We start from the raw sequence: 25,816 nt of genomic DNA, 5'->3' as shown, positions 1-25,816 counted from the left end.
GCGTCAAGGATACGGACCCCGTTGGACAAGTCCTACAAATAGCGCCCGAATCCGGCCTCCCACAGACCCCACCTGGCACGTAACGTGTCAACAAGCCCCCGGGACACCCCCGGCCCGCGTCGAAAGCGAGGCAGCACCCCATGCCCCAGCAGAGCCCCCTCGATGTTCCCGAGGGCGACCCGTTCGGGCCGCACAACCTCCCCTACGGCGTCTTCTCGACCGCCGGGGAGGACCGTCGCCGGATCGGCGTGCGGATCGGCGGGCACGTGCTCGACGCGGGAGCGGCCGCCCTGGCGCTCGGCTCCCCGTACGCCGGACTGCTCGGGCAGTCCTCGCTGAACCCGCTGCTCGCCGCCGGCCGCACCGCCTGGCGCGACGTGCGCCGCGCGCTGACCGCCTGGGTCACCGACCCCGGGCACCGCCCCACCGTCGAGCCGCACCTGCTGCCGCTGGACGCGGTCACGCTGCACCTGCCGTACGAGGTCGCCGACTACGTCGACTTCTACGCGAGCGAGCACCACGCCACCAACGTCGGGAAGATGTTCCGCCCCGACGGGGACGCGCTGACCCCCAACTGGAAGCACCTGCCCATCGGTTACCACGGCCGCTCCGGCACCATCGTGGTCTCCGGCACGGACGTCGTGCGCCCCTCCGGGCAGCGCAAGGCGCCCACCGACGCGGCGCCCGTCTTCGGGCCGTCCGTGAAGCTCGACATCGAGGCCGAGGTCGGCTTCGTCGTCGGCGCGCCGTCCGAGCTGGGCCGGCCGGTGCCGCTGGCCGACTTCGAGGACCACGTCTTCGGGCTGTTCCTCCTCAACGACTGGTCGGCCCGCGACGTCCAGGCCTGGGAGTACGTCCCCCTCGGCCCGTTCCTCGGCAAGTCGTTCGCCACGTCCGTCTCCGCCTGGGTGACCCCCCTGGAGGCCCTGGACGCGGCCCGCGTCACCCCGCCCGCGCGGGACTTCCCGCTGCTGCCCTACCTCGACGACGCCGACAGCGACCGCCCCGGCGGCTTCGACCTGCACATCGCCGTCTCCATCAACGGGACGGAGGTGGCCCGGCCGCCGTTCGCGACGATGTACTGGACGGCCGCCCAGCAGCTGGCCCACATGACCGTCAACGGCGCCTCCCTGCGCACCGGCGACGTGTTCGGCTCCGGCACCGTCAGCGGCCCCGAGGTCGATCAGCGCGGCTCCCTGCTGGAGCTCACCTGGAACGGCCGCGACGCCATCGAGCTCGCCGACGGCAAGCGCACCTTCCTGGAGGACGGCGACACCGTCACCCTGACCGCCTGGGCGCCCGGCGCCGACGGCACCCGCGTCGGCCTCGGCGAGGTCACCGGCCGGATCGTGGGATCGCGCTAGTCCGTCCCTCGGGACGACGGGTTCCCGCAGGGTGGCCGAGGGCCCGTACGGCGCTCGCCGGGGCTGCCGGTGACGCGGACGCGGACGTCCGCGCGTACGCCGGGCGGGCCGTTTGGCTCATCCGTCCGGCCCGCCCGCGTGGCGGGCCGGCCCGGGGCCCGCACATGCTGCTCGGACAGGCCGAAGTCCCCGCAGCGCAGGAGGCCCTGCCCATGCTCGTGTCCACCCGTACCCTGGCCCTCGCCGCCGCCGCGGCCGTGGCGCTCACCCTCGCCCCGGCCGCCTCGGCCGTGGAAGGTCCGGCGCCCGACCCCCGCAACAGGAAGGCGATGCGCGACATGGCGACGGCCATCGCGGTGACCGCCAAGTACGTGGACGAGCGGCAGGCCGTCAAGGACGGGTACGTGAAGCACGGCGAGTGCATGAACAACCCGTTCGGCGTCGGCTCCATGGGCTTCCACTACGTCAAGGACGCCTACTGGGGCTCGACGGACCCCAGCAAGCCCACCGCGCTCGTGTACAGCGCCGAGACGGACAAGCACGGGCGGCGCAAGCTCCAGGCGGTGGAGTGGATGGTCACCGACCGGGACCAGGACCTGAAGACGGCCGACGACCGGCCGTCGATGTTCGGCCTCCCCTTCGACGGCCCGATGCCGGGCCACTGGGCGGGCATGCCGAAGCACTACGACCTGCACATGTGGGCGTACAAGCACAACCCGGCGGGCCGCTTCCACAACTGGAACACCGCCCTGACGTGCCCGAAGAAGACCCCGGCCGCAGGGGGCACCGCGCACTCGCACGGCCACTAGTCCTGCGACCGCAGGGCCATCAAGTGCCAGCCGCATATGACTCACCCGAAAGGGCGGTGTTCCTCGGATTCCCGGCGATACGCTGGTCGCACTCACGAGACTGCGGCTCATGGGAGCACTGATGAACCCGGAACACAGCTGGCCGATCCCGCCTCCGGGCGGCTGGACCGCGGACGACCTGGACACGCTTCCGAATCTGCCTCCTCACACGGAGCTGATCGACGGGAGCCTGATCTTCGTGAGTCCGCAGACCCTCTTCCACTCCCGCACGGTCGACTTCCTCAACTGGCAACTCCGGTCGCTGGTGCCCCGGGGTCTTGAGGTGGTCCGCGAGTTCACCATCGACATCGACCGCCGCAACCGACCCGAGCCCGACGTCATCGTGTGCAGCGAGGACGTCCTCACCGACCTGGCACAGACGCGGTTCCCCGCCAAGGCCGTCCTACTGGCCATCGAGGTGGTCTCTCCCGAGTCCGTCGACCGCGACCGCGAGACCAAGCCGCTCAAGTACGCACGGGCGGGGATCCCCCACTACTGGCGGGTCGAGAACAAGGACGGCCGCGCCGTCGTCTACGTCTTCGAGCGGGAACCGGCCAGTGGCGGTTACGTCGCCACCGGCATCTTCCACGACCGCCTGAAGGTCGCCGTCCCCTTCCCCGTCGACCTCGACCTCACCACCATCACGGCGAAGCGTCAGCGGTCCGAATAGCCCGGCATACGACACCGGGGCCCGGCTCCCCCCGTGGGAAGCCGGGCCCCGGTGCGGTTGCGGACCGGTCAGCGGACGAACGTGCTCGCCTGCCCCGCCAGGTCCAGGAAGTACTGCGGGGCCAGGCCCAGGACGAGGGTGACGGCGACGCCGACCGCGATGGTCGTCATCGTCAGCGGCGAGGGCACCGCCACCGTCGGGCCGTCGGCCTTCGGCTCACTGAAGAACATGAGCACGATCACCCGGACGTAGAAGAACGCGGCGATCGCCGACGAGATGACGCCGACCACGACCAGCGCCCCGGCCCCGCCCTCGGCCGCCGCCTTGAACACGGCGAACTTGCCGGTGAACCCGGAGGTCAGCGGGATGCCGGCGAAGGCCAGCAGGAACACCGCGAACACGGCCGCCGTCAGCGGCGAGCGCCGCCCGAGACCGGCCCACTTCGACAGGTGGGTGGCCTCGCCGCCCGCGTCCCGCACCAGCGTGACCACCGCGAAGGCGCCGATCGTCACGAAGGAGTAGGCGCCCAGGTAGAAGAGGACGGACTGGACGCCCTCCGCCGACGTCGCGATCACACCGGCGAGGATGAACCCCGCGTGCGCGATCGACGAGTACGCCAGGAGCCGCTTCACGTCGGTCTGGGTCACGGCGATGACCGCGCCGGCCAGCATCGTGACGATCGCGACGCCCCACATCACCGGCCGCCAGTCCCAGCGCAGGCCCGGCAGGACCACGTACAGCAGCCGCAGCAGCGCGCCGAACGCGGCGACCTTCGTCGCGGCGGCCATGAAACCGGTGACCGGCGTCGGGGCGCCCTGGTAGACGTCCGGGGTCCACATGTGGAAGGGGACCGCGCCGACCTTGAACAGCAGGCCCATCAGGATCAGCGCGCCACCGATCAGCAGCAGCGCGTCGTTGCCCATCGTGGCGGCCAGCGCCGGGTCGGTCTTGGCGACCGTGCCGTCCACCACGTCCGCGATGACCGCGTACGAGACGGAGCCCGAGTACCCGTAGAGCAGGGCGATGCCGAACAGCAGGAACGCCGAGGAGAAGGCGCCGAGCAGGAAGTACTTGACGGCCGCCTCCTGCGACATCAGCCGCTGGCGGCGGGCGACGGCGCAGAGCAGGTACAGCGGGAGGGAGAAGACCTCCAGCGCGATGAACAGCGTCAGCAGGTCGTTGGCCGCCGGGAAGATCAGCATGCCGGCGACGGCGAACAGGGCCAGCGGGAACACCTCGGTGGTGGTGAACCCGGCCTTGACGGCGGCCTTCTCGCTGTCGCTGCCCGGTACGGACGCGGCCTGCGCGGCGAAGGAGTCCACCCGGTTGCCGTGGGCCTCCGGGTCGAGGCGCCGCTCGGCGAAGGTGAACATCGCCACGATGGACGCGAGCAGGATGGTGCCCTGGAGGAACAGGGCCGGGCCGTCCACCGCGATGGCGCCCATGGCCGCGATCTGCGCCTTGCTGCTCCCGTACCCGCCGGCCGCGAGGCCGACGACCGCCGCGAAGGCCGAGGCCAGCGCGGCGACGGCGAGGAACACCTGCACGTAGTAGCGGGACCTGCGGGGGACGAACGCCTCGACGAGGACGCCGAGGATGGCCGCGCCCACCACGATGAGCGTGGGCGCGAGTTGGGCGTACTCGATGTGCGGGGCCGGGATCCGGTCGATCGGTTCCGCGGCCAGGGCCCAAAGGCCTGTAGCTGACGTGCTCACTTGGCCGCCTCCACCTCGGGCTCGGGGTCGGTCTGCTGTACGTCCGACATGGTGTGCTCGACCGCCGGGTTGACGATCTCGGTCAGGGGCTTGGGGTAGACGCCCAGGCCGATCAGCAGCGCGATCAGCGGGGCGACCACCAGCACCTCCCGCAGGCGCAGGTCCGGCATGGTGCGGACCTCCTCCTTCACGGGGCCGGTCATCGTGCGCTGGTACAGGACCAGCGTGTACAGCGCGGCGAGCACGATGCCGACGGTCGCGATGATGCCGACGACCGGGTAGCGGGCGAACGTGCCGACCAGGACCAGGAACTCGCTGACGAACGGTGCGAGGCCCGGCAGCGACAGGGTGGCGAGACCGCCGATCAGGAAGGTGCCGGCGAGGACCGGGGCCACCTTCTGGACGCCGCCGTAGTCGGCGATGAGCCGCGAGCCGCGCCGCGAGATCAGGAAGCCGGCGACCAGCATCAGCGCCGCCGTCGAGATGCCGTGGTTGACCATGTACAGCGTCGCGCCGGACTGTCCCTGGGAGGTCATCGCGAAGATGCCCATGATGATGAACCCGAAGTGGGAGATCGACGCGTAGGCGACCAGCCGCTTGATGTCGCGCTGCCCGACCGCGACCAGCGCGCCGTAGACGATGCTGATCAGGGCGAGGACGAGGATCACCGGCGTGGCCCACTTGCTGGCGTCGGGGAACAGCCCGAGGCAGAAGCGGAGCATCGCGAAGGTGCCGACCTTGTCGACGACCGCGGTGATCAGTACGGCGACCGGGGCGGTGGCCTCGCCCATCGCGTTGGGCAGCCAGGTGTGCAGCGGCCACAGCGGCGCCTTCACCGCGAAGGCGAAGAAGAAGCCGAGGAACAGCAGCCGTTCGGTGTTGGTCGCCATGTCCAGGGTGCCCGCGGCGCGGGCGGCGGTGATCTCCTGGAGCGAGAAGTTCCCCGCGACCACGTACAGCCCGATGACGGCGGCCAGCATGATGAGCCCGCCGGCCAGGTTGTAGAGGAGGAACTTGACCGCCGCGTACGAGCGCTGCGCGGCCGCGTTCTCGTCGGACCCGGAGTGCGCCCGGTCGCCGAAGCCGCCGATGAGGAAGTACATCGGGATGAGCATGGCTTCGAAGAAGATGTAGAAGAGGAAGACGTCGGTCGCGGCGAAGGAGATGATCACCATCGCCTCGACCATGAGGATCAGGGCGAAGAAGCCCTGGGTCGGCCGCCAACGGGAGGAGTTCGTCTCCAGCGGGTCGGCGTCGTTCCAGCCGGCCGCGATCACGAAGGGGATGAGCAGCGCGGTGAGCGCGATCAGCGCCACCCCGATGCCGTCGACGCCGAGTTCGTAGCGGACGCCGAAGTCGGCGATCCAGGAACGGGACTCGGTGAGCTGGTAGCGGTCACCGCTCGGGTCGAAGCGGACCGCGACGAGCACGGCCAGTGCCAGTGTCGCCAGCGAGAAGAGCAGCGCGAGCCACTTGGCGGCGGTCCGGCGGGCGGCCGGTACGGCCGCCGTGAGGATCGCGCCGACCGCGGGGACCGCGGCCGTCACCGTCAGAAGCGGGAAATTCATCTCACACCGCCCTCATCAGCAGGGTCGCGGCGATGAGGATCGCCGTGCCCCCGAACATCGAGACCGCGTAGCTGCGGGCGTAGCCGTTCTGCAGCTTGCGCAGCCGGCCCGAGAGCCCGCCGACCGAGGCGGCCGTGCCGTTGACCACTCCGTCGACCACGCTGTGGTCGAGGTAGACGAGCGAGCGGGTCAGGTGCTCGCCGCCGCGGACGAGGACGACGTGGTTGAAGTCGTCCTGGAACAGGTCCCGGCGGGCCGCCCGGGTGAGGAGCGAGCCGCGCGGGGCGACGACCGGGACGGGCTTCTTGCCGTACATGCCCCAGGCGATGCCGACGCCGATGACGAGGACGACCATGGTGGCGGCCGTCACCGTCAGGGCGCTGACCGGCGGGTGGCCGTGCTCGTAGCCGGTGACGGGCTCCAGCCAGTTGAGGAAGCGGTCGCCGATCTCGAAGAACCCACCGGCGAAGACCGACCCGAAGGCGAGCACGATCATCGGGATGGTCATGGACTTCGGGGACTCGTGCGGGTGCGGCGCGTGGCCGTCCGCGTCGGGCTGCCAGCGCTTCTCACCGAAGAACGTGAGGAGCATGACGCGGGTCATGTAGAAGGCGGTGATGCCCGCGCCCAGCAGGGTCACGCCACCGAGGATCCAGCCCTCGGTGCCGCCCTTCGCGAAGGCCGCCTCGATGATCATGTCCTTGGAGAAGAAGCCCGACAGGCCCGGGAAGCCGATGATGGCGAGGTAGCCGAGTCCGAAGGTCACGAAGGTGATCGGCATGTACTTCCGCAGGCCGCCGTACTTGCGCATGTCGACCTCGTCGTTCATCCCGTGCATCACGGAACCGGCGCCGAGGAAGAGGCCCGCCTTGAAGAAGCCGTGCGTCACCAGATGCATGATCGCGAAGACGTAGCCGATGGGGCCGAGGCCCGCGGCGAGGATCATGTACCCGATCTGCGACATCGTGGAGCCCGCGAGGGCCTTCTTGATGTCGTCCTTCGCGCAACCGACGATCGCACCGAAGAGCAGGGTGACCGCTCCGACGACGGTGACGACGAGCTGCGCGTCGGGCGCCCCGTTGAAGATGGCGCCGGAGCGGACGATCAGGTAGACGCCCGCGGTGACCATGGTGGCCGCGTGGATGAGGGCCGAGACCGGGGTCGGGCCCTCCATCGCGTCACCGAGCCAGGACTGGAGCGGCACCTGCGCCGACTTGCCGCAGGCGGCGAGCAGCAGCATCAGGCCGATCGCGGTGAGCGTGCCCTCGGAGGTCTCGCCGACGGAGCCGAGGACCGGTCCGAACGTGAACGTCCCGAAGGTGGTGAACATCAGCATGATCGCGATCGACAGGCCGATGTCACCGACGCGGTTGACGAGGAAGGCCTTCTTCGCGGCGGTGGCCGCGCTGGGCTTGTGCTGCCAGAAGCCGATCAGGAGGTAGGAGGCGAGGCCGACGCCCTCCCAGCCGAAGTACAGCAGCAGGTAGTTGTCGGCGATGACCAGCAGCAGCATGGCCGCGACGAACAGGTTGAGGTAGCCGAAGAAGCGGCGGCGGCGCTCGTCGTGCTCCATGTACCCGATCGAGTACACGTGGATGAGCGTGCCCACCCCGGAGATCAGCAGGACGAAGGTCATCGACAGCTGGTCCAGCTGGAAGGCGATGTCCGCCTGGAAGCCCTCCACCGGGATCCAGCTGAACAGCCGCTGGTGCAGGGTCCGGTCGTCGGCGCTCCGCCCCAGCATGTCGGCGAAGAGGGCGACGCCGATGCCGAAGGAGACGGCGGCGAGCAGGGTACCGAGCCAGTGACCGACCTTGTCGAGCCGGCGGCCGCCGCAGAGCAGCACCGCCGCCCCGAGCAGGGGCGCCGCCACCAGCAGCGCAATCAGATTCTCCACTGTGTGAACGCCCCTTACAGCTTCATCAGGCTGGCGTCGTCGACCGAGGCCGAGTGGCGGGTACGGAACAACGACACGATGATCGCGAGGCCCACCACGACCTCCGCGGCGGCGACGACCATCGTGAAGAAGGCGATGATCTGTCCGTCGAGGTTGCCGTGCATCCGGGAGAAGGCCACGAACGCGAGGTTGCAGGCGTTGAGCATCAGCTCGACGCACATGAACAGCACGATCGCGTTCTTCCGGATGAGGACTCCGGCCGCGCCGATGGTGAACAGCAGGGCGGCCAGGTAGAGGTAGTTGACCGGATTCACTTCGATGCCTCCTCACGGCCGAGGCGGTCCGACGACGCCTGCTCCAGCGCCTTCAGGTCGTTCAGCGCCTCACCGGACACGTCGCGGATCTGACCGCGGGCCCGGAGCGTCTTGTTGACGGTCAGCTCGGACGGGGTGCCGTCCGGCAGCAGGCCGGCCACGTCCACGGCGTTGTGGCGGGCGTAGACGCCGGGCGCCGGCAGCGGCGGGAGCTGCACTCCGTCGCGCACGCGCTTCTCGGCGAGCTCGCGCTGCGTGGCGGCCCGCTCGGTGCGCTCGCGGTGGGTGAGCACCATCGCGCCGACGGTCGCGGTGATCAGCAGGGCGCCGGTGAGCTCGAAGGCGAAGACGTACTTGGTGAAGATCAGCGTGGCCAGGCCCTCGACGTGGCCGCCGGAGTTGATCCGGCCGAGCCCGTTGAAGTGGCTGAGTCCGGCCTGGCCGATGCCGGCGATCAGCAGGGTGCCGAAGCCGAGTCCGCACAGGACGGCGAGCCAGCGCTGGCCCTTGATGGTCTCCTTCAGGGAGTCGGCGGCGGTGACGCCGACGAGCATGACCACGAAGAGGAACAGCATCATGATGGCGCCGGTGTAGACGATGACCTGGACGACGCCCAGGAAGTACGCCCCGTTGGCGAGGTAGAAGACCGCGAGGATGATCATCGTCCCGGCGAGGCTGAGCGCGCTGTGCACGGCCTTCTTCATGAGGATCGTGGCGAGCGCGCCGATGACGGCGACGGTGCCGAGGATCCAGAACTGGACCGCCTCGCCCGTGGAGGTCAGCGATCCGGCGGCGAGGTTCGCCGCGTCCAGGGCGGCGCTCATGCCTCCACCCCCTCGGCGGGTTCGGCGACCTCGCCCTTGGAGACGGCCGTCTGCCGGACCGTGCCCGGGGCGGCCCCCGTCACCAGCCCCCGGTAGTAGTCCTGCTCGTCGGTCCCGGGGAACACCGAGTGCGGCGCCTCGACCATGTTCTCGGTCAGGCCGGCGAGGAGCTGCTCCTTGGTGTAGATCAGCGACTCACGGCTGGAGTCCGCCAGTTCGAACTCGTTCGTCATGGTCAGCGCCCTGGTCGGGCACGCCTCGACGCACAGCCCGCACAGGATGCAGCGGGCGTAGTTGATCTGGTAGACGCGGCCGTACCGCTCGCCCGGGGAGTAGCGCTCCTCCTCGGAGTTGTCCGCGCCCTCCACGTAGATGGCGTCGGCGGGACAGGCCCAGGCGCACAGCTCGCACCCGATGCACTTCTCCAGACCGTCGGGGTGGCGGTTGAGCTGGTGCCGTCCGTGGAAGCGCGGAGCGGTGGTCTTCTGCTGCTCCGGGTACTGCTCGGTGAGGCGCTTCTTGAACATGGCCTTGAAGGTCACGCCGAAGCCGGCCACCGGGTTCTGCCACTTCTCGTCAGACATTTCCCGCACCCTCCTCTCGGTCGCTGTCGGTGTTCGTGCCGCCGCTGACGATCAGCTCCCGCTCGCTGCGGGACCGTCGGCGCGGTACGGGTGCCAGGTGCTGGCCGGGCTTGGGCGGTACGGGGAACCCGCCCGCCAGCGGGTCGAACGGCTCGGCCGCGGCGACCTTGTCGGCCTGCTCGACGGCGGCCTTCTCGCGTTTGTCCCGGAACAGGTCGACCACGAAGGACAGCAACAGGATCGCGACGACGGCCCCGCCGACGTACAGGACGATCTCGCTGAAGTCGTAGGCCTCGTTGCGCAGCGCCCGGACGGTCGCGACCAGCATCAGCCAGACCACGGAGACCGGGATGAGGACCTTCCAGCCGAGCTTCATCAGCTGGTCGTAGCGGACGCGGGGCAGGGTGCCGCGGAGCCAGATGAAGAAGAACAGCAGCAGCTGCACCTTGAGGACGAACCAGAGCATCGGCCACCAGCCGTGGTTCGCGCCCTCCCAGTAGGTGGAGATCGGCGCCGGGGCCCGCCAGCCGCCCAGGAACAGGGTGACGGAGACCGCGGAGACGGTGACCATGTTGACGTACTCGGCCAGCATGAACAGCGCGAACTTGATTGACGAGTACTCGGTGTTGAAGCCGCCGACCAGGTCGCCCTCGGACTCCGGCATGTCGAAGGGGGCGCGGTTCGTCTCGCCGACCATCGTGATGACGTAGATGATGAAGGACACCGGCAGCAGGATGATGTACCAGCGGTCGGCCTGGGCCTCCACGATCGCCGAGGTCGACATCGACCCGGAGTAGAGGAACACCGAGGCGAAGGCCGCGCCCATCGCGATCTCGTAGGAGATCATCTGCGCGCAGGACCGCAGTCCGCCGAGCAGCGGGTAGGTGGAGCCCGAGGACCAGCCGGCGAGGACGATGCCGTAGATGCCGACCGAGGCCACCGCGAGGATGTACAGCATCGCGATGGGCAGGTCGGTCAGCTGCATCGTGGTGCGCTGGCCGAAGATGGAGACCTCGTTGCCCGCCGGGCCGAAGGGGATCACCGCGATGGCCATGAAGGCCGGGATCGCCGCGATGATCGGGGCCAGGACGTACACCACCTTGTCGGCCCGCTTGACGATGACGTCTTCCTTCAGCATCAGCTTGATGCCGTCGGCGAGCGACTGGAGCATGCCCCAGGGGCCGTGCCGGTTGGGGCCGATGCGCAGCTGCATCCAGGCGACGACCTTGCGCTCCCACACGATGGAGAACAGCACGGTCACCATCAGGAAGGCGAAGCAGAACACCGCCTTGATGACGACGAGCCACCAGACGTCCCTGCCGAACAGCGACAGGTCCTCCGCGGCCAGCTGTACGAGGTCACCGGGTACCGCGTTCACGCTCCCACCTCCGCAGTGGTGTCACCGGCGGCGGCGGCCGGGACCGCCGGTCCGATGCGTACGAGGGTGCCGGGGCGGGCTCCGGTGTCGGAGTACACGCCGGAACCGGTGGAGTTCAGCGGCAGCCACACCACCCGGTCGGGCATTTCGGTGATCCGCAGCGGGAGTTCCACCGAGCCGGCCGGGCCGGTCACCGCGAGGACGTCGCCGTCCTTGACGCCGGTCTCGGCGGCGGTGGCGGCCGACAGTCGGGCCGGCGCCTCGTGCCGGGTTCCGGCGAGGGCCTCGTCGCCCTCCTGGAGCCGGCCGAGGTCCAGCAGCAGCCGGTGGCCGGCCAGGACCGCCTCCCCGGCGGCGGGCCGCGGCAGCGGTACCCGGTCCGTGGACTGCTCTGCGGCGAGCTCGCCCTCCCAGGGGCCGAGCCGTTCCAGTTCCCGGCGTACGGCGTGCACGTCGGGCAGGGCGATCGGCCGGTCCGTCGCGTCGGCCAGCATGTGCAGCACGCGGGCGTCGGCGGGGGCGAGGCGGCGGGTCATCTGGTCGGGCTTGAGGGCTGCCTCGAAGGGGCGCACCCGGCCTTCCCAGTTGATGAACGCGCCCGGCTTCTCGGCGACCGCGGCGACGGGCAGGACCACGTCGGCGTGGTCGGTGACCTCGCCGGGCCGCAGTTCCAGGGAGACGACGAAGGCCTCCTGGAGGGCGGTGCGGGCGCGGGCCGGGTCCGGCAGGTCGGCGACCTCGACGCCGCCGACGAGGAGCGCGGACAGCTCGCCGGTCGCGGCGGCCTCCACGATCTGGCCGGTGTCGCGGCCGTAGCGGTGCGGGAGTTCGTCCAGCCCCCAGGCGGTCGCGACCTCGTCGCGGGCCCGCGGGTCGGTGGCGGGGCGGCCCCCGGGCAGCAGCGACGGCAGGGCGCCCGCCTCGACGGCGGCCCGTTCCCCGGCCCGGCGCGGGATCCACACCAGGCGGGCCCCGGTCGCGTTGGCCGCCCGTACGGCGGCGGTCAGCGCGCCGGGCACGCCCGCGAGGCGTTCCCCGACGACGATGACCGCGCCGGGCCGGCGCAGCGCCTCCGCGGCGACGGACCCGCCGGCCTCCAGGCCGGTGCGGGTGGCGAGGGCGTCCAGCCACTCGGGTTCGGTGCCGGGGGCGGCGGCCAGCAGGATGCCGCCCGCCTTGTCCAGGCCGCGGCTGGCGAAGGGGGCCAGCGCGAAGGTCCGCTGCTTGTGCTTGCGGTGGGCCTTGCGCAGTCGCAGGAAGACGCCGGGTGCCTCCTCCTCGGCCTCGATGCCGGCGAGCAGCACGGTCGGCGCGGCCTCCAGCGAGGTGTGGGTGACGCCGGTGCCGTCGAGGTCCTTGCCGGTGCCGGCGACGGAGGCGGCCAGGAAGTCGGCCTCCTCGGCGCTGTGCACGCGGGCCCGGAAGTCGATGTCGTTGGTGTCGAGGACGACGCGGGCGAACTTGGCGTAGGCGTAGGCGTCCTCGACGGTGAGCCGGCCGCCGGTCAGCACGCCGGTCCGGCCGCGCGCGGCGGCGAGGCCGTTCGCGGCCGCCTCCAGCGCCTCGGGCCAGCTCGCCGGGGCGAGGACGCCGTCGGCGCCGCGCACCAGCGGGGTGGTGAGCCGGTCCGGGCGCTGCGCGTAGCGGAATCCGAAGCGGCCCTTGTCGCAGAGCCACTCCTCGTTGACCTCGGGGTCCTCGGCGGCGAGGCGCCGCAGGACCTTGCCGCGCCGGTGGTCGGTGCGGGTCGCGCAGCCGCCCGCGCAGTGCTCGCACACGCTCGGGGAGGAGACGAGGTCGAAGGGGCGGGACCGGAACCGGTAGGCGGCCGAGGTGAGGGCGCCGACGGGGCAGATCTGGATGGTGTTGCCGGAGAAGTACGACTGGAAGGGGTCGCCCTCGCCGGTGCCGACCTGCTGGAGCGCGCCGCGCTCCAGCAGCTCGATCATCGGGTCGCCGGCGATCTCGTTGGAGAAGCGGGTGCAGCGCGCGCACAGCACGCACCGCTCGCGGTCCAGGAGGACCTGCGTGGAGATCGGGACGGGCTTCTCGTAGGTCCGCTTGTGGCCCTCGAAGCGGGATTCGGAGTTGCCGTGCGACATCGCCTGGTTCTGCAGGGGGCATTCGCCGCCCTTGTCGCAGACGGGGCAGTCCAGCGGGTGGTTGATGAGCAGCAGCTCCATCACCCCGCGCTGGGCCTTGTCGGCGACCGGGGAGGTCAGCTGCGTCTTGACGACCATGCCGTCGGTGCAGGTGATGGTGCAGGAGGCCATCGGCTTGCGCTGGCCCTCGACCTCGACGATGCACTGGCGGCAGGCGCCGGCCGGGGAGAGGAGGGGGTGGTCGCAGAACCGGGGGATCTCGATGCCGAGCTGTTCGGCGGCCCGGATGACGAGGGTCCCCTTGGGCACCGACAGCTCGACGCCGTCGATGGTCAGGGAGACCGTGTCCTCGGGGGCCTTGTGCACCTCGCCGCCACCGGCGGGGGCGTTTGTGGTGACGGTCACGCGTTCACCTCCGTGTCAGCCCAGAGGGTCGACTTGCTGGGGTCGAAGGGGCAGCCCTTGCCCGTGATGTGCTGCTCGTACTCCTCGCGGAAGTACTTGAGCGAGGAGAAGATCGGGCTGGCGGCGCCGTCGCCGAGCGCGCAGAACGACTTGCCGTTGATGTTGTCGGCGATGTCGTTCAGCTTGTCGAGGTCGGACATGACGCCCTTGCCGGCCTCGATGTCGCGCAGCAGCTGGACGAGCCAGTAGGTGCCCTCCCGGCAGGGGGTGCACTTGCCGCAGGACTCGTGGGCGTAGAACTCGGTCCAGCGGGTGACGGCGCGGACGACGCAGGTCGTCTCGTCGAAGCACTGGAGGGCCTTGGTGCCGAGCATCGAGCCGGCCGCGCCGACGCCCTCGTAGTCCAGGGGGACGTCGAGGTGTTCGTCGGTGAACATCGGGGTGGAGGAGCCGCCGGGGGTCCAGAACTTCAGCCGGTGTCCGGGGCGCATCCCGCCGCTCATGTCGAGGAGCTGGCGCAGGGTGATGCCGAGCGGGGCCTCGTACTGGCCGGGGCCGCTGACGTGCCCGGACAGCGAGTACAGGGTGAAGCCGGGGGACTTCTCGGTCCCCATCGACTTGAACCAGTCCTTGCCCTTGTTCAGGATCGCGGGAACCGAGGCGATGGACTCGACGTTGTTGACGACAGTGGGGCAGGCGTAGAGCCCCTCGACGGCAGGGAAGGGGGGACGCAGCCGGGGCTGACCGCGCCGGCCTTCGAGGGAGTCGAGCAGCGCCGTCTCCTCGCCGCAGATGTACGCGCCCGCGCCCGCGTGCACCGTGATGTCGAGGTCGAGCCCGCTCCCCAGGCCGCTCCTTTCCCGGTCTTCGGCCTTCCCGAGGTACCCGGCCTCGTACGCCTCGCGCACGGCCTCGTGCAGGCGTCGCAGGACCGGGACGGTCTCACCGCGCAGGTAGATGAAGGCGTGCTGCGAGCGGATCGCGTAGCAGGCGATGATCATTCCCTCGATGAGGGAGTGCGGGTTGGCGAAGAGGAGGGGGATGTCCTTGCAGGTTCCCGGCTCCGACTCGTCCGCGTTCACGACGAGGTAGTGCGGCTTGCCGTCGCCCTGCGGGATGAACTGCCACTTCATGCCGGTGGGGAAGCCTGCGCCGCCGCGGCCGCGCAGGCCCGAGTCCTTCACGTAGGCGATGAGGTCGTCGGGCGTCATGGCGAGGGCCTTGCGCAGTCCCTCGTAGCCCTCGTGACGCCGGTAGGTCTCCAGCGTCCACGACTGCGGATCGTCCCAGAACGCCGACAGGACGGGGGCGAGGAGCTTCTCCGGACTCGTCCCGTTCTTACTCAGTTCGGTGGACACGGACATCACGCCCCTCCCTCGGTGTCGGTGTCGCCGCGGGTCTCGCCCCGCGGGTGCACGATCGAGGCGTGCGGGGTCTCGCCGCGTGCGATCCGCAGGCCGATCAGGGAGGCGGGGCCCGCGCCGCCGCTCGCCTCGACGGCGCCTTCGCGTTCGTCGGGGAACCCGGCCAGGATCCGGGCCGTCTCCTTGTACGTGCACAGCGGCGCGCCCCGGGTCGGTTCGACGGGCCGGCCGGCGATCAGGTCGTCGACCATGGCCTTGGCGGAGTCGGGGGTCTGGTTGTCGAAGAACTCCCAGTTGACCATCACCACGGGGGCGTAGTCGCAGGCCGCGTTGCACTCGATGTGCTCCAGCGTGACCTTCCCGTCGGGGGTGGTCCCGTTGTTGCCGACGCCGAGGTGCTCCTTGAGCTCGTCGAAGATGGCGTCGCCGCCCATGACGGCGCACAGGGTGTTCGTACAGACGCCGACCTGGTAGTCCCCGGAGGGCCCGCGCCGGTACATCGTGTAGAAGGTGGAGACCGCGGTGACCTCGGCGGTGGTCAGGCCCAGCACCTCGGCGCAGAAGCGGATGCCGGTGCGGGAGACGTACCCCTCCTCGGACTGCGTGAGGTGCAGCAGGGGCAGCAGCGCGGAGCGGCTGTCGGGGTAGCGGGCGATCACCTCCTTCGCGTCCGCTTCGAGCCGGGCGCGCACGTCGGCCGGGAAGTCGGGGGCGGGGAGCTGGGGCATCCCCAGCTGGATGCCTTGCGTTTCACGACGGGCTGTCATCGGTCGACGCCTCCCATCACGGGGTCGATGGAGGCGACGGCGACGATGACGTCGGCGACCTGGCCGCCCTCGCACATCGCTGCCATGGCCTGCAGGTTGGTGAAGGACGGATCGCGGAAGTGGACCCGGTAGGGGCGGGTGCCGCCGTCGGAGACGACGTGGACGCCGAGCTCGCCCTTGGGGGACTCGACGGCCGCGTAGGCCTGTCCGGCGGGGACCCGGAAGCCCTCGGTCACCAGCTTGAAGTGGTGGATGAGGGCCTCCATGGAACTGCCCATGATGTTCTTGATGTGGTCGAGCGAGTTGCCGAGGCCGTCGGGGCCCATGGCGAGCTGGGCGGGCCAGGCGATCTTCTTGTCGGCGACCATGACCGGTCCGGGCTCCAGCCGGTCCAGGCACTGCTCGACGATCCGCAGCGACTGGCGCATCTCCTCCAGGCGGATCAGGAACCGCCCGTAGGAGTCGCAGCTCTCGGTGGTCGGGACGTCGAACTCGTAGTTCTCGTAGCCGCAGTACGGGTCCGACTTGCGCAGGTCGTGCGGCAGCCCGGCGGAGCGCAGCACGGGGCCGGTGGCGCCGAGCGCCATGCAGCCGGTGAGGTCGAGGTAGCCGACGTCCTGCATGCGGGCCTTGAAGATGGGGTTGCCGGTGGCGAGCTTGTCGTACTCCGGCAGGTTCTTCTTCATGGTCTTCACGAAGTCGCGCAGCTGGTCGACGGCGCCCGGGGGCAGGTCCTGGGCGAGGCCGCCGGGGCGGACGAACGCGTGGTTCATGCGCAGTCCGGTGATCAGCTCGAAGACGTCGAGGATCAGCTCGCGGTCCCGGAACCCGTAGATCATGATCGTGGTCGCGCCCAGCTCCATGCCGCCGGTGGCGATGCACACCAGGTGGGAGGAGAGCCGGTTGAGTTCCATGAGCAGGACGCGGATGACCGTCGCGCGGTCGGGGATCTGCTCGGTGATGCCGAGCAGCTTCTCGACGCCGAGGCAGTAGGCCGTCTCGTTGAAGAACGGCGTCAGGTAGTCCATGCGCGTCACGAAGGTGGTGCCCTGTGTCCAGTTCCGGAATTCGAGGTTCTTCTCGATGCCGGTGTGGAGGTAGCCGATGCCGCAGCGGGCCTCGGTGACGGTCTCGCCGTCGATCTCCAGGATCAGGCGGAGCACGCCGTGGGTGGACGGGTGCTGGGGACCCATGTTGACGACGATCCGCTCGTCGTCCGCGCGGGCCGCCGACCGGACGACCTCGTCCCAGTCGCCGCCCGTGACGGTGTAGACGGTGCCTTCCGTGGTCTCCCGGGAGGAGGCGTGGTTCGTGGACATCAGCTGTACGACCTCCGCTGGTCGGGAGCCGGGATCTGGGCGCCCTTGTACTCGACGGCGATGCCGCCGAGCGGGTAGTCCTTGCGCTGGGGGAAGCCCTGCCAGTCGTCCGGCATCATGATCCGGGTGAGGGCCGGGTGGCCGTCGAAGACCAGCCCGAAGAAGTCGTACGCCTCGCGCTCGTGCCAGTCGTTCGTCGGGTAGACCGTGACGATCGAGGGGACGTGCGGGTCGGCGTCCGGGGCGGACACCTCCAGTCGCACGATCCGGCCGTGGGTGAGCGAGCGCAGGTGGTAGACGGCGTGCAGTTCGCGGCCCTTGTCGCCGGGGAAGTGGACGCCGCTGACACCGGTGCAGAGCTCGAAGCGCAGGGCCGGGTCGTCGCGCAGGGTGGAGGCCACCCGCAGCAGGTGCTCGCGCGCGATGTGGAGCGTCAGCTCCGCCCGGTCGACGACGACCTTCTCGATCACGTTGGCGGGGACCAGGTCCTGCTCCTCCAGGGCGCCTTCGAGCTCGTCGACGACCTCGTCGAAGTACGAGCCGTAGGGGCGGGCGCTCTCGCCGGGCAGGGCGACGGTGCGGACCAGGCCGCCGTAGCCGCTGGTGTCGCCGCCGTTCGCGGCGCCGAACATGCCCTTGCGGACGCCGATCACCTCGGGGCCCGCAAGGGTCTCCCGGCCGCGCGGAGCAGGGACGTTATTGCCGTTCTCGACGGCGGGGTCGTCGCTCACCGAAGGAGCCCCTTCATCTCGATGGTGGGGAGCGCCTTGAGGGCCGCCTCCTCCGCCTCGCGCGCCGCCTCTTCCCGGTTCACGCCGAGCTTGCCGCCCTGGATCTTCTGGTGGAGCTTGAGGATCGCGTCCAGCAGCATCTCGGGCCGGGGCGGGCAGCCGGGGAGGTAGATGTCCACCGGAACGATGTGGTCGACGCCCTGGACGATCGCGTAGTTGTTGAACATTCCGCCCGAAGAGGCGCAAACGCCCATGGAGATGACCCACTTCGGAGCGGGCATCTGGTCGTACACCTGCCGCAGCACCGGCGCCATCTTCTGGCTGACCCGCCCGGCCACGATCATCAGATCGGCCTGCCGCGGGGAACCGCGGAAGACCTCCATGCCGAAGCGGGCCAGGTCGTAGCGGCCGGCTCCGGTGGTCATCATCTCGATCGCGCAGCACGCGAGGCCGAAGGTGGCCGGGAAGACGGATGACTTGCGCACCCAACCCGCGGCCTGTTCGACGGTGGTCAGCAGGAAGCCGCTCGGCAGCTTCTCTTCCAGTCCCATGGAGTATTCAGCCCCTCAGTCCCATTCCAGGCCGCCGCGGCGCCAGACGTAGGCGTAGGCGACGAAGACGGTGAGCACGAAGAGCAACATCTCGACGAGCCCGAAGATCCCCAGGGCGTCGAAGGTGACGGCCCAGGGGTAGAGGAAGACAACTTCGATGTCGAAGACGATGAAGAGCATCGCCGTCAGGTAGTACTTGATGGGGAAGCGACCGCCACCGGCGGGCATCGGGGTGGGTTCGATGCCGCACTCATAGGCTTCGAGCTTCGCCCGGTTGTACCGTTTTGGGCCGATCAGCGTGGCCATGACCACGGAGAAGATCGCAAACCCTGCGCCGAGGGCGCCGAGCACGAGGATGGGCGCGTACGCATTCACGCTCCTCGCTCCTTCCAGTCGTCCTTGACCGTTGGACCGCTGCCGGCGCCGCGTGCCCCGCCTCTCGAAGATCACCCCGGAGTCGGAACGGGGCATGTGAGGCAGTTCACAAGCCGGACTGCTGCGCATCTTATGCCTGCCGGTCTGTGATCTGCGACACGGGTAACAACACCGAGTTTGTGATCTCCACCACCTGACGAACGATCATGAAGCCCGCTGAGTGGTGATCTTCGTACGCAAGGCATCCACATGATCACCAAAGGTGACATTGGGGCTCGTCATCGCAGGTGGAACGCCGGTTGCCCTATCAAATGGTGCCCCTTGCAGGCAAATTGGCGGGAGCGCGGGAGGGGTGGTAAAGGAAACGCCGTCGCCCGACCGGGGGAAGCCGGCGGGACGGGAGTGGACGCGGGGTTCGCGCGGGCGGGCGCGAGGGGGAATGCGGGGGCCGCGATCGGGTACCCGGGGGGCCGGTGGCCGGAAGTCGACGGCGGGATGAAAGGGGAGCGGATGCTGTGCATCCGTTCACGAACCGCACAGCACGCTCACGGTCGGATCACGGACCGGCCACAGAGCCGCCGGAGCCCGAGGTAACTGTGACCTGTGTCACACGGAATCCGGGCCGCCGAAAGAGGGCTTGGCCATCTGTGCGGGTCAGTGGTAGGCCCAGGATAAATTCGGACCAATCACTGAAACCCCATGATCACAGGCTTGTGAAAGGGTGTCCGTTACGCCCGTTACGGCGTCAATAAGACCCGCGACGCGCCCGGTTAACGCCCTCCGCGCGCAACTGTGGCGCAGACCACGTTTCTTGAAGCGGACGCCCACCCCCTGATAGCGGTTGTTCTCATGTCCCACACCGCTCACATACCCAGCCACCGGAAGCCGCGCCGCAGCGCCTCGAAGCTCGCGGTCCGCGCCGGAGTTGCCGGTGGCGTTCTCAGCACCCTGGCCATGGCCGGGACCGCGAGCGCGACCCCGTCCGCGGACCCCGTGGCCGAGACGACGATGGAAATGCCGGTCCTCGAACTGAACCTCGGCGCCGAGGTGTCCTCCGCGGTCACCACGGCCGCCGAGACCACCCGCGTCGCGGCCGTCGAGGCCGCCGTGGAAGGCGAGCTGAACGCCCAGGAGGAGAGCGCCCGCACGGGTGCCGCCGCCGAGGCGAAGCAGGCCAAGGAGACCGCCCAGCAGGCCGCCGAGAAGAAGGCGAAGGAGGAAGCGGACCGCAAGGCCGACGCCGAGCGCGCCACCCGCGACTCCGAGCGCGACTCCCTCCAGACCGCCTCGGGCTCCAACACCTCCGCCGAGCAGGGCTCCTCCACGCCCTCCAAGAGCACCGGCTCGACCAAGGGTTCGGGCAGCGGCCAGGGCACGGGCACCGTCACGGCGCCCGTCAAGGGCTCCGCGTCCGCGATCCTCAACTTCGCCCGCGCGCAGCTCGGCAAGGCGTACGTCATGGGCGGCACCGGCCCGTCCTCGTTCGACTGCTCCGGCCTCGTGCAGGCGGCGTACCGGCAGGCCGGCATCTCCCTGCCGCGCACCTCCCAGGCGCAGTCCACCGCGGGCCGCTCGGTGTCCCTGAGCGCCCTCCAGCCGGGCGACATCGTCTACTGGGGCGCCAAGGGCAGCGCGTACCACGTCGCCGTGTACTCCGGTGGCGGCAACTTCATCGGTGCGCAGAACCCCAACACCGGTATCGTCGAGCGCCCCATGAACTACGACATGCCCACGGGCGCCGTCCGTCTCCTCTGATCGGACCGCTCGTCACGAAGGGCCGGTACTCCCCCGCTCGGGGGTGGAGTACCGGCCCTTCGTCATGCCCGGGGGCGCCGGGGCGCCCTGGGCCGGCACGTCTGCGCCCGGTTCCTCCCGGAATCCGCCGCCCTCGGGGCCTCGATGGGCTCGTCGGTACGTCACCGGGCGAGCCGACCGTGGTCGCCGGCCCCGTCGCCGGTGACTGGGCGCCGGTGACTGGGCGCCGGTGATCCACCCGGCCACCGTCGGCCGCGGCAGCGATCGTCGGGCTGTTGGCCGGGTTGTCGGCCGGGCTCCATCCCGCCAGGCGGCGGCCCGCGTCGAACCGGCCGGGGTCCTGCGAAGATGGTCGTGGCCGGTCCGGCCGAAAAGACGTAGTGGAGGTGGCGCCGTGAGCGAACCGCTCGACGGCCGACCCGGCACCGATGACGCAGGGGCCCGGGCGGCGGCGCTGGGCCTCGCCCTCCTCGCGGTCGGCGGCTGGCTCCTGACCACCGCCCGCCCCTGGCAGAAGCCCGGTCATCCGTTCGCCCTCGGACTCGAATGGACCGCGTCGACGGCCCTGCTGGTGTCCGGCCTCTTCCTGCTGGCCCGGGGCATACGGGCCGTGCATTGCGCCGCCGAGCCGACGAACGGCCCCGGATCCGGGACCCACTGAGCCTCGGCGCCGTCCGTCGGTCGACACGAAGGCCTCAGTCGGCTTCCGGCACGGGACGCCCCTCCCCCGCCGTCACCCCGGGCACGCGGGGCGGCTGTTCGAGCCACGCCTGCCAACGGCGGTACTCGGCCGGTTCCGGCTCGGCCCGGAAGGCCACCCGTACGGCCACGCCGGAGCAGTAGCAGGTGTATGCCGACGGGGACGTCCTCGCGCGCAGCGGGGAGGGCATCGACATCCGGATCGCGATCAACGCGAGCACCGCGAGCCCCAACGACAGGGCGTGCATGCCCCAGGAGGTGCCATCGGCTGCGGCTGCGAGGCTCATCCCAGCCCCTCCGGCCCTTCGACTGCCCCTCCGCGTGCTCCTTCGCGTGCCATTTCGGCTGCCCCCTCGGCGAGGCTGAACCAGACGACCTTGTCGCGCCCGCGCCCCGGCATCACGTCCCACCGCTCGGCGAAGGCGGCGATCAAGTGGAGCCCCCGCCCGCTCTCCTGGCCGGCCGGGGCATGGCGCAGTTCGCCGGGCAGCGGCAGCGCCGTGTCGACGGCGTCGTCCCGCACGAACACGAACACCCGCCCGTCGGTCACCACGACCTCGACCGCGAGTACGGCGGAACGCGTGTGAATGTGCGCGTTCGTCACGGCCTCCGAGGTGCACAGCCGCGCCGCCTCGGCCAGCCGGCGCCGCCCGAGCGTCTCCAGCAGACCGGCCACCCACTCCCGCGCGAGCCCCACCGTCCGCGCCTCGTTGGGCCCACTGAACTTGTACCGCCCGGCCTGCACCGGCGGCCGGTCCGGCGATAAGGCGCTCGAACGTGCCTGGACGTCACTCATGATCACTCCCTGTCTCCCAACGCGGTTGAACGCTGCGTCGACCGGAACGCGTGGCGATGGCCGCTCCCCGATTGACGGCACGCCAAAGCAGGGGCGAGCGGCTGCACTTCGCGTTCGACTGCCGAAGACGCGACGTTGTGGAGAACCGTAACGCGTCCGCATCACACTTGATGCCGTTTCTACTCATGGTTGCTACAACATGGACCAGTCGAAATCGACGGGCGACACTGGAACCCAACACGGGAGAAGGATGCTGATGCCCAACCGCAAAGCCCCAACCGCGCGGCAGCAGCGGCTCGGTGCAGAGCTGCGCAAGATGCGGGAACATGCCGGACTGACACCCGCGCACGCCGTGCAGCTCGTAGGTTCCGACCGAACGGCGATCTCCAACATCGAATCCGGCCGATCCGGCGTCAGCGGCGAGCGGGTCAGGACGTGGGCCGGTCACTACGGCTGTTCCGACACCGCGTACATCGACGCCCTCGCGGACATGGCCGAGGAACGCGGTCAAGGGTGGTGGGACGACTACGCGGGCGTCCTGTCGCCCGGCGCCCTGGATCTGGCCGAACTGGAGGCCCGTTCCCACGCACTGCGCGCCGTACAGATCATGCACATGCCCGGCCTGCTCCAGACCGAGGAGTACGCCCGCGCCGTATTCGAGCAGGCAGTGCCCACACTCAGCCCCACCAACCTTCGCCGGCAGCTCTCGTACCGCTTGAAGCGTCGAGACGTACTCGACAGTCCCAACGCGCCGATGTGCACGTTCCTGATCCACGAGGCCGCGCTGCGGCTGGAGTTCGGCGGCGCGAAAGTGGCCAGGGCGCAGCTCGATCGGTTGCTGGAGGAGTCGGAGCGGGAGAACGTGAGGGTGCGAGTCATCCCGTTCGAGGCAGGCGGTTTCCCCAATGCGGGGTCGTCGACCCTGTACGCGTCAGGGCCCGTCCCCCAGCTCGACACGGTGCAGACCGACACCGCACACGGACCTGCGTTCCTCGACGCCGAGACGCGCCTCGACAACTACCGGGCGATCCTTGATCGGACGGAGCAGCGCTCCCTCGACCCGGACCGGTCAAGGGATTTTATTCACAAAAGAGCACAACAAGTATGAAGGCGTAGGACTATGGACATTCAGTGGGAGAAGTCTCTTTACAGCACGGACGCGGAAGGCAGCAACTGCCTGGAGGTCGCCGAAGGAGAGGGCGACGACGAGATTCTGCTGCGGGAGAGCGACGACCCTGCGGTGGTCATCCGAACGACTCGCGCGAAACTGCAAGCGTTCCTCGACGGCGCTCGCGCCGGGCAGTTCGACAAGTACGGCACCGGCGCCTGACCGGACCGATCCCCAGCGGCCCTCGCATCAGCGGGGGCCGCTGGGCTTTCCCTCGACACCTCACCTAATGGCATATGCCGAATCACTCGTTAGACGGCAAACAGTTGATGCGCTGCCGACGCACACGTTAACTTCGATGTGCGAGGCGCGAATGCCGGGCGACTTGAGACGCCCTGGCCCACGCTGCGCGAACTCCCCTCAGTCCTACGCCTTCTGTGGGGAGTTGGCCGCTCTCCCGCCTTGCCGCTCGTCACGGCATCGCGAGGGAGCGGCCGCCCACGGAGCGGCAGGAAGGGGCACCCGTGCTCGTTCAACTCCCGGCACCAACTCACGAACTCAGCAGTGCGCACCAACACCTCGACCACGGCGCGACGGTCCACCCCGGCATCGCGATCGAGCGCGTCCGCTACGACCCCGACGGCGGGCCGGTCGAGGTCCAAGCCCCCGTACAGGTCGTCGCGAGCCCCCTGGCCGCCGTCCGGGCCGTCCGCGTCGACATCCTCGACTCGGACGTCTTCGCCATGAAGCGCGACGAAAGAATCCGCGCACTCCAACACGTCGACGCCGGCGGCCGGCTGCAAGCCGTCGCCGCCCTGTACCGCGGCGGGACGACCGGCTTCACGATCACCCTGCGGGACGGAACGCGCGCCGAATGGCGGCTCAGACCCGTCAGACACATGGCACTGGCCCCCGCACGTTCCACCGACTGTGAGTTCCCCTGCGCCCGGCGCATGGGCAAGGCTTGCTCGTAGGAACGCTTCGTTCGCCGCACCGCTCAAGAAGGTGGGTCCGTAGGCATGGTCGAGGGCATCAAGTGGCAGAAGTCGAGCTTCTCCGGGGGCAACGGGGAGAACTGCATCGAGGTCGGCGCTCGGGCCGAAGTCGTCGTGATCCGCGAGAGTGACGACCCGGCTCAGATCATCACGACGTCACTCGAGAAGCTCGCGGCGTTCATCGCGGGCGTGAAGGCCGGCGAGTTCGACCACCTCGTCGGGTAGCCGTCCAGGCACACCGCCCCGGATGGCGGTCCCCGCGGTCCTGCGGCCCGAAATGTGTCGGGCCGCAGGACCGCAGGGACGCGGGACGGGCCGTCAGGCCTTCGGCGCGACCTTGCTCAGGCCGTTGATGATGCGGTCCATCGCGTCGCCGCCCGTCGGGTCGGTCAGGTTGGCCAGCATCTTCAGCGTGAACTTCATCAGTACGGGGTGGGTCAGGCCGCGCTGCGTGGCCAGCTTCATCACCTTCGGGTTGCCGATCAGCTTCACGAAGGCGCGGCCCAGCGTGTAGTAGCCGCCGTACGTCTCCTTCAGCACCTTCGGGTAGCTGTGCAGCGTCAGCTCGCGCAGCGCCGTCGTGGCACGGGAGTGGGCCTGCACGATGACGTCGGCCGCGATCTGCCCGGACTCCATCGCGTAGGCGATGCCCTCGCCGTTGAACGGGTTGACGAGGCCGCCCGCGTCACCGACCAGCAGCAGGCCCTTCGTGTAGTGCGGCTGCCGGTTGAACGCCATGGGCAGCGCCGCGCCGCGGATCGGCTGCGTCATGTTCTCCGGGGTGTAGCCCCAGTCCTCCGGCATGGACGCGCACCACGCCTTGAGGACCTCGCGCCAGTCCAGCTCCTTGAACGCGGAGGAGGAGTTCAGGATGCCGAGGCCGACGTTGGACGTACCGTCGCCCATGCCGAAGATCCAGCCGTAGCCGGGCAGCAGCCGGTCCTGCGGGCCGCGCCGGTCCCACAGCTCCAGCCAGGACTCCAGGTAGTCGTCGTCGTGCCGCGGCGAGGTGAAGTACGTACGGACCGCCACGCCCATCGGGCGGTCCTCGCGCCGGTGCAGACCCATCGCGAGGGACAGCCGCGAGGAGTTGCCGTCGGCGGCGACGACCAGCGGCGCGTGGAAGGTGACCGGGGTCTTCTCCTCGCCCAGCTTCGCCTGCACGCCCGTGATGTGCCCGGTGCGCGGGTCACGGACGGGCTCGCCGACGTTGCACCGCTCGTACAGCCGGGCGCCGGCCTTCTGCGCCTGACGGGCCAGCGTCTCGTCGAAGTCGTCGCGCTTGCGGACGAGGCCGTAGTCCGGGTAGGAGGCGAGTTCCGGCCAGTCCAGCTGGAGCCGCTGCCCACCGCCGATGATCCGCAGGCCCTTGTTGCGGAGCCAGCCCGCCTCTTCCGAGATGTCGATGCCCATCGACACCAGCTGCTTGGTGGCACGCGGGGTCAGACCGTCACCGCAGACCTTCTCGCGCGGGAACGCCGTCTTCTCCAGCAGCAGGACGTCCAGTCCGGCCTTGGCGAGGTAGTAGGCGGTGGTGGAGCCGGCCGGACCGGCGCCGACGACGATCACATCCGCGGAGTGTTCGGAGAGGGGCTCGGTCACTGCGGGGTCTCCCGAAGGCTCGATATAGGGTGCCAGGCGGCACCGGACAAGTGCAGTCTAAGCAGCGAGAGAGATCACGATCCGA

Annotated in this window: 26 protein-coding genes; 9 read left to right on the top strand and 17 right to left on the bottom strand. The window is 69.9% G+C overall.

The genetic code is table 11. The features are described 5' to 3' along the window. The first annotated feature begins 140 nt into the window (after positions 1–140). From fahA to NOD94_RS08420, 3 genes are all read left to right on the top strand, one after another. Positions 141–1,364 carry a fumarylacetoacetase gene (fahA, locus tag NOD94_RS08430; RefSeq protein WP_281205125.1) on the top strand — a complete coding sequence of 408 codons (1,224 nt, stop codon included), beginning with the start codon at positions 141–143 and terminating at the stop codon, positions 1,362–1,364. Between the two features lie 164 nt (positions 1,365–1,528). Beyond that, positions 1,529–2,173, top strand: a complete 645-nt coding sequence (locus NOD94_RS08425; RefSeq protein ID WP_281205124.1) for a hypothetical protein — start codon at positions 1,529–1,531, stop codon at positions 2,171–2,173. A gap of 109 nt (positions 2,174–2,282) precedes the next feature. Further along, a complete protein-coding gene (locus tag NOD94_RS08420) occupies positions 2,283–2,882 on the top strand; it encodes a Uma2 family endonuclease (RefSeq protein WP_281205123.1) in 600 nt (199 codons plus the stop codon). A gap of 68 nt (positions 2,883–2,950) precedes the next feature. Here the strand turns inward: NOD94_RS08420 and nuoN are convergent, their stop codons facing one another. Genes nuoN through NOD94_RS08350 form a run of 14 tightly spaced genes read right to left on the bottom strand, consistent with a single transcriptional unit; the run spans position 2,951 to position 18,776 of the window. Then, positions 2,951–4,597 (bottom strand): NADH-quinone oxidoreductase subunit NuoN, encoded by a 1,647-nt coding sequence (gene nuoN / locus NOD94_RS08415; RefSeq protein ID WP_281205122.1) that lies wholly within the window; start codon positions 4,595–4,597, stop codon positions 2,951–2,953. Further along, positions 4,594–6,165, bottom strand: coding sequence for an NADH-quinone oxidoreductase subunit M (locus NOD94_RS08410; protein ID WP_281205121.1), 1,572 nt, complete (start codon positions 6,163–6,165; stop codon positions 4,594–4,596). Before NOD94_RS08410 ends, nuoN begins: the two co-directional genes overlap by 4 nt. Before the next feature lies 1 nt (position 6,166). Then, positions 6,167–8,062 (bottom strand): NADH-quinone oxidoreductase subunit L, encoded by a 1,896-nt coding sequence (nuoL, locus tag NOD94_RS08405; protein WP_281205120.1) that lies wholly within the window; start codon positions 8,060–8,062, stop codon positions 6,167–6,169. Positions 8,063–8,076: 14 nt separating this feature from the next. After that, positions 8,077–8,376, bottom strand: coding sequence for an NADH-quinone oxidoreductase subunit NuoK (gene nuoK / locus NOD94_RS08400; protein ID WP_030864698.1), 300 nt, complete (start codon positions 8,374–8,376; stop codon positions 8,077–8,079). Further along, the gene (locus NOD94_RS08395; protein ID WP_281205119.1) at positions 8,373–9,200 is read right to left on the bottom strand and encodes an NADH-quinone oxidoreductase subunit J; all 828 of its coding nucleotides are present in this window, start codon (positions 9,198–9,200) and stop codon (positions 8,373–8,375) included. Before NOD94_RS08395 ends, nuoK begins: the two co-directional genes overlap by 4 nt. Continuing rightward, entirely contained in the window at positions 9,197–9,784 is a 588-nt protein-coding gene (nuoI, locus tag NOD94_RS08390; protein ID WP_281205118.1) for an NADH-quinone oxidoreductase subunit NuoI, read from the bottom strand. Before nuoI ends, NOD94_RS08395 begins: the two co-directional genes overlap by 4 nt. Continuing rightward, complete coding sequence (gene nuoH, locus NOD94_RS08385) at positions 9,777–11,162, bottom strand: NADH-quinone oxidoreductase subunit NuoH (protein WP_281205117.1); 1,386 nt, start codon at positions 11,160–11,162, stop codon at positions 9,777–9,779. Before nuoH ends, nuoI begins: the two co-directional genes overlap by 8 nt. Beyond that, positions 11,159–13,669: an NADH-quinone oxidoreductase subunit G gene (locus NOD94_RS08380; protein WP_281205116.1), complete on the bottom strand. Its 2,511-nt coding sequence runs from the start codon at positions 13,667–13,669 to the stop codon at positions 11,159–11,161. Before NOD94_RS08380 ends, nuoH begins: the two co-directional genes overlap by 4 nt. Further along, the gene (gene nuoF / locus NOD94_RS08375) at positions 13,666–15,033 is read right to left on the bottom strand and encodes an NADH-quinone oxidoreductase subunit NuoF (RefSeq protein WP_281205115.1); all 1,368 of its coding nucleotides are present in this window, start codon (positions 15,031–15,033) and stop codon (positions 13,666–13,668) included. Before nuoF ends, NOD94_RS08380 begins: the two co-directional genes overlap by 4 nt. Beyond that, positions 15,033–15,800 (bottom strand): NADH-quinone oxidoreductase subunit NuoE, encoded by a 768-nt coding sequence (nuoE, locus tag NOD94_RS08370; protein ID WP_281205114.1) that lies wholly within the window; start codon positions 15,798–15,800, stop codon positions 15,033–15,035. The genes nuoF and nuoE overlap by 1 nt, the downstream gene beginning before the upstream one ends. Then, positions 15,797–17,119, bottom strand: coding sequence for an NADH-quinone oxidoreductase subunit D (locus NOD94_RS08365; RefSeq protein WP_281205113.1), 1,323 nt, complete (start codon positions 17,117–17,119; stop codon positions 15,797–15,799). Before NOD94_RS08365 ends, nuoE begins: the two co-directional genes overlap by 4 nt. Further along, positions 17,119–17,850 carry an NADH-quinone oxidoreductase subunit C gene (locus tag NOD94_RS08360; protein ID WP_281205112.1) on the bottom strand — a complete coding sequence of 244 codons (732 nt, stop codon included), beginning with the start codon at positions 17,848–17,850 and terminating at the stop codon, positions 17,119–17,121. The genes NOD94_RS08365 and NOD94_RS08360 overlap by 1 nt, the downstream gene beginning before the upstream one ends. Continuing rightward, complete coding sequence (locus tag NOD94_RS08355; protein ID WP_266381642.1) at positions 17,847–18,401, bottom strand: NADH-quinone oxidoreductase subunit B; 555 nt, start codon at positions 18,399–18,401, stop codon at positions 17,847–17,849. Before NOD94_RS08355 ends, NOD94_RS08360 begins: the two co-directional genes overlap by 4 nt. A gap of 15 nt (positions 18,402–18,416) precedes the next feature. Beyond that, entirely contained in the window at positions 18,417–18,776 is a 360-nt protein-coding gene (locus tag NOD94_RS08350; RefSeq protein ID WP_030773548.1) for an NADH-quinone oxidoreductase subunit A, read from the bottom strand. Between the two features lie 849 nt (positions 18,777–19,625). Between NOD94_RS08350 and NOD94_RS08345 the strand changes: the two genes are divergently transcribed. After that, positions 19,626–20,531, top strand: a complete 906-nt coding sequence (locus tag NOD94_RS08345; protein WP_281205111.1) for a C40 family peptidase — start codon at positions 19,626–19,628, stop codon at positions 20,529–20,531. Between the two features lie 394 nt (positions 20,532–20,925). Further along, positions 20,926–21,192, top strand: a complete 267-nt coding sequence (locus tag NOD94_RS08340; protein ID WP_281205110.1) for a hypothetical protein — start codon at positions 20,926–20,928, stop codon at positions 21,190–21,192. Between the two features lie 34 nt (positions 21,193–21,226). On the opposite strand, the gene NOD94_RS08335 is transcribed toward NOD94_RS08340, so the two are convergent. Then, positions 21,227–21,517 (bottom strand): hypothetical protein, encoded by a 291-nt coding sequence (locus NOD94_RS08335; RefSeq protein WP_281205109.1) that lies wholly within the window; start codon positions 21,515–21,517, stop codon positions 21,227–21,229. After that, complete coding sequence (locus NOD94_RS08330; RefSeq protein ID WP_281205108.1) at positions 21,514–22,026, bottom strand: ATP-binding protein; 513 nt, start codon at positions 22,024–22,026, stop codon at positions 21,514–21,516. Before NOD94_RS08330 ends, NOD94_RS08335 begins: the two co-directional genes overlap by 4 nt. A 256-nt stretch (positions 22,027–22,282) precedes the next feature. Here NOD94_RS08330 and NOD94_RS08325 point away from each other — a divergent pair, with 256 nt between their 5' ends. The 4 genes from NOD94_RS08325 (at position 22,283) to NOD94_RS08310 (ending at position 24,354) form a co-directional block, all read left to right on the top strand. Next, positions 22,283–23,134 (top strand): helix-turn-helix transcriptional regulator, encoded by an 852-nt coding sequence (locus tag NOD94_RS08325; protein WP_281205107.1) that lies wholly within the window; start codon positions 22,283–22,285, stop codon positions 23,132–23,134. Positions 23,135–23,146: 12 nt separating this feature from the next. Then, a complete protein-coding gene (locus NOD94_RS08320) occupies positions 23,147–23,356 on the top strand; it encodes a DUF397 domain-containing protein (protein WP_281205105.1) in 210 nt (69 codons plus the stop codon). Positions 23,357–23,658: 302 nt separating this feature from the next. Next, complete coding sequence (locus tag NOD94_RS08315) at positions 23,659–24,108, top strand: hypothetical protein (protein WP_281205104.1); 450 nt, start codon at positions 23,659–23,661, stop codon at positions 24,106–24,108. 45 nt (positions 24,109–24,153) lie between these two features. After that, positions 24,154–24,354, top strand: a complete 201-nt coding sequence (locus NOD94_RS08310) for a DUF397 domain-containing protein (RefSeq protein ID WP_281205103.1) — start codon at positions 24,154–24,156, stop codon at positions 24,352–24,354. Between the two features lie 93 nt (positions 24,355–24,447). On the opposite strand, the gene NOD94_RS08305 is transcribed toward NOD94_RS08310, so the two are convergent. Next, positions 24,448–25,731: a geranylgeranyl reductase family protein gene (locus tag NOD94_RS08305; RefSeq protein WP_281205102.1), complete on the bottom strand. Its 1,284-nt coding sequence runs from the start codon at positions 25,729–25,731 to the stop codon at positions 24,448–24,450. Positions 25,732–25,816: the final 85 nt, after the last annotated feature.

This window comes from Streptomyces sp. Isolate_45, assembly GCF_024721315.2.
Taxonomy (GTDB): Bacteria; Actinomycetota; Actinomycetes; order Streptomycetales; family Streptomycetaceae; genus Streptomyces.
This window is presented reverse-complemented; position numbering and strand designations above follow the sequence as displayed.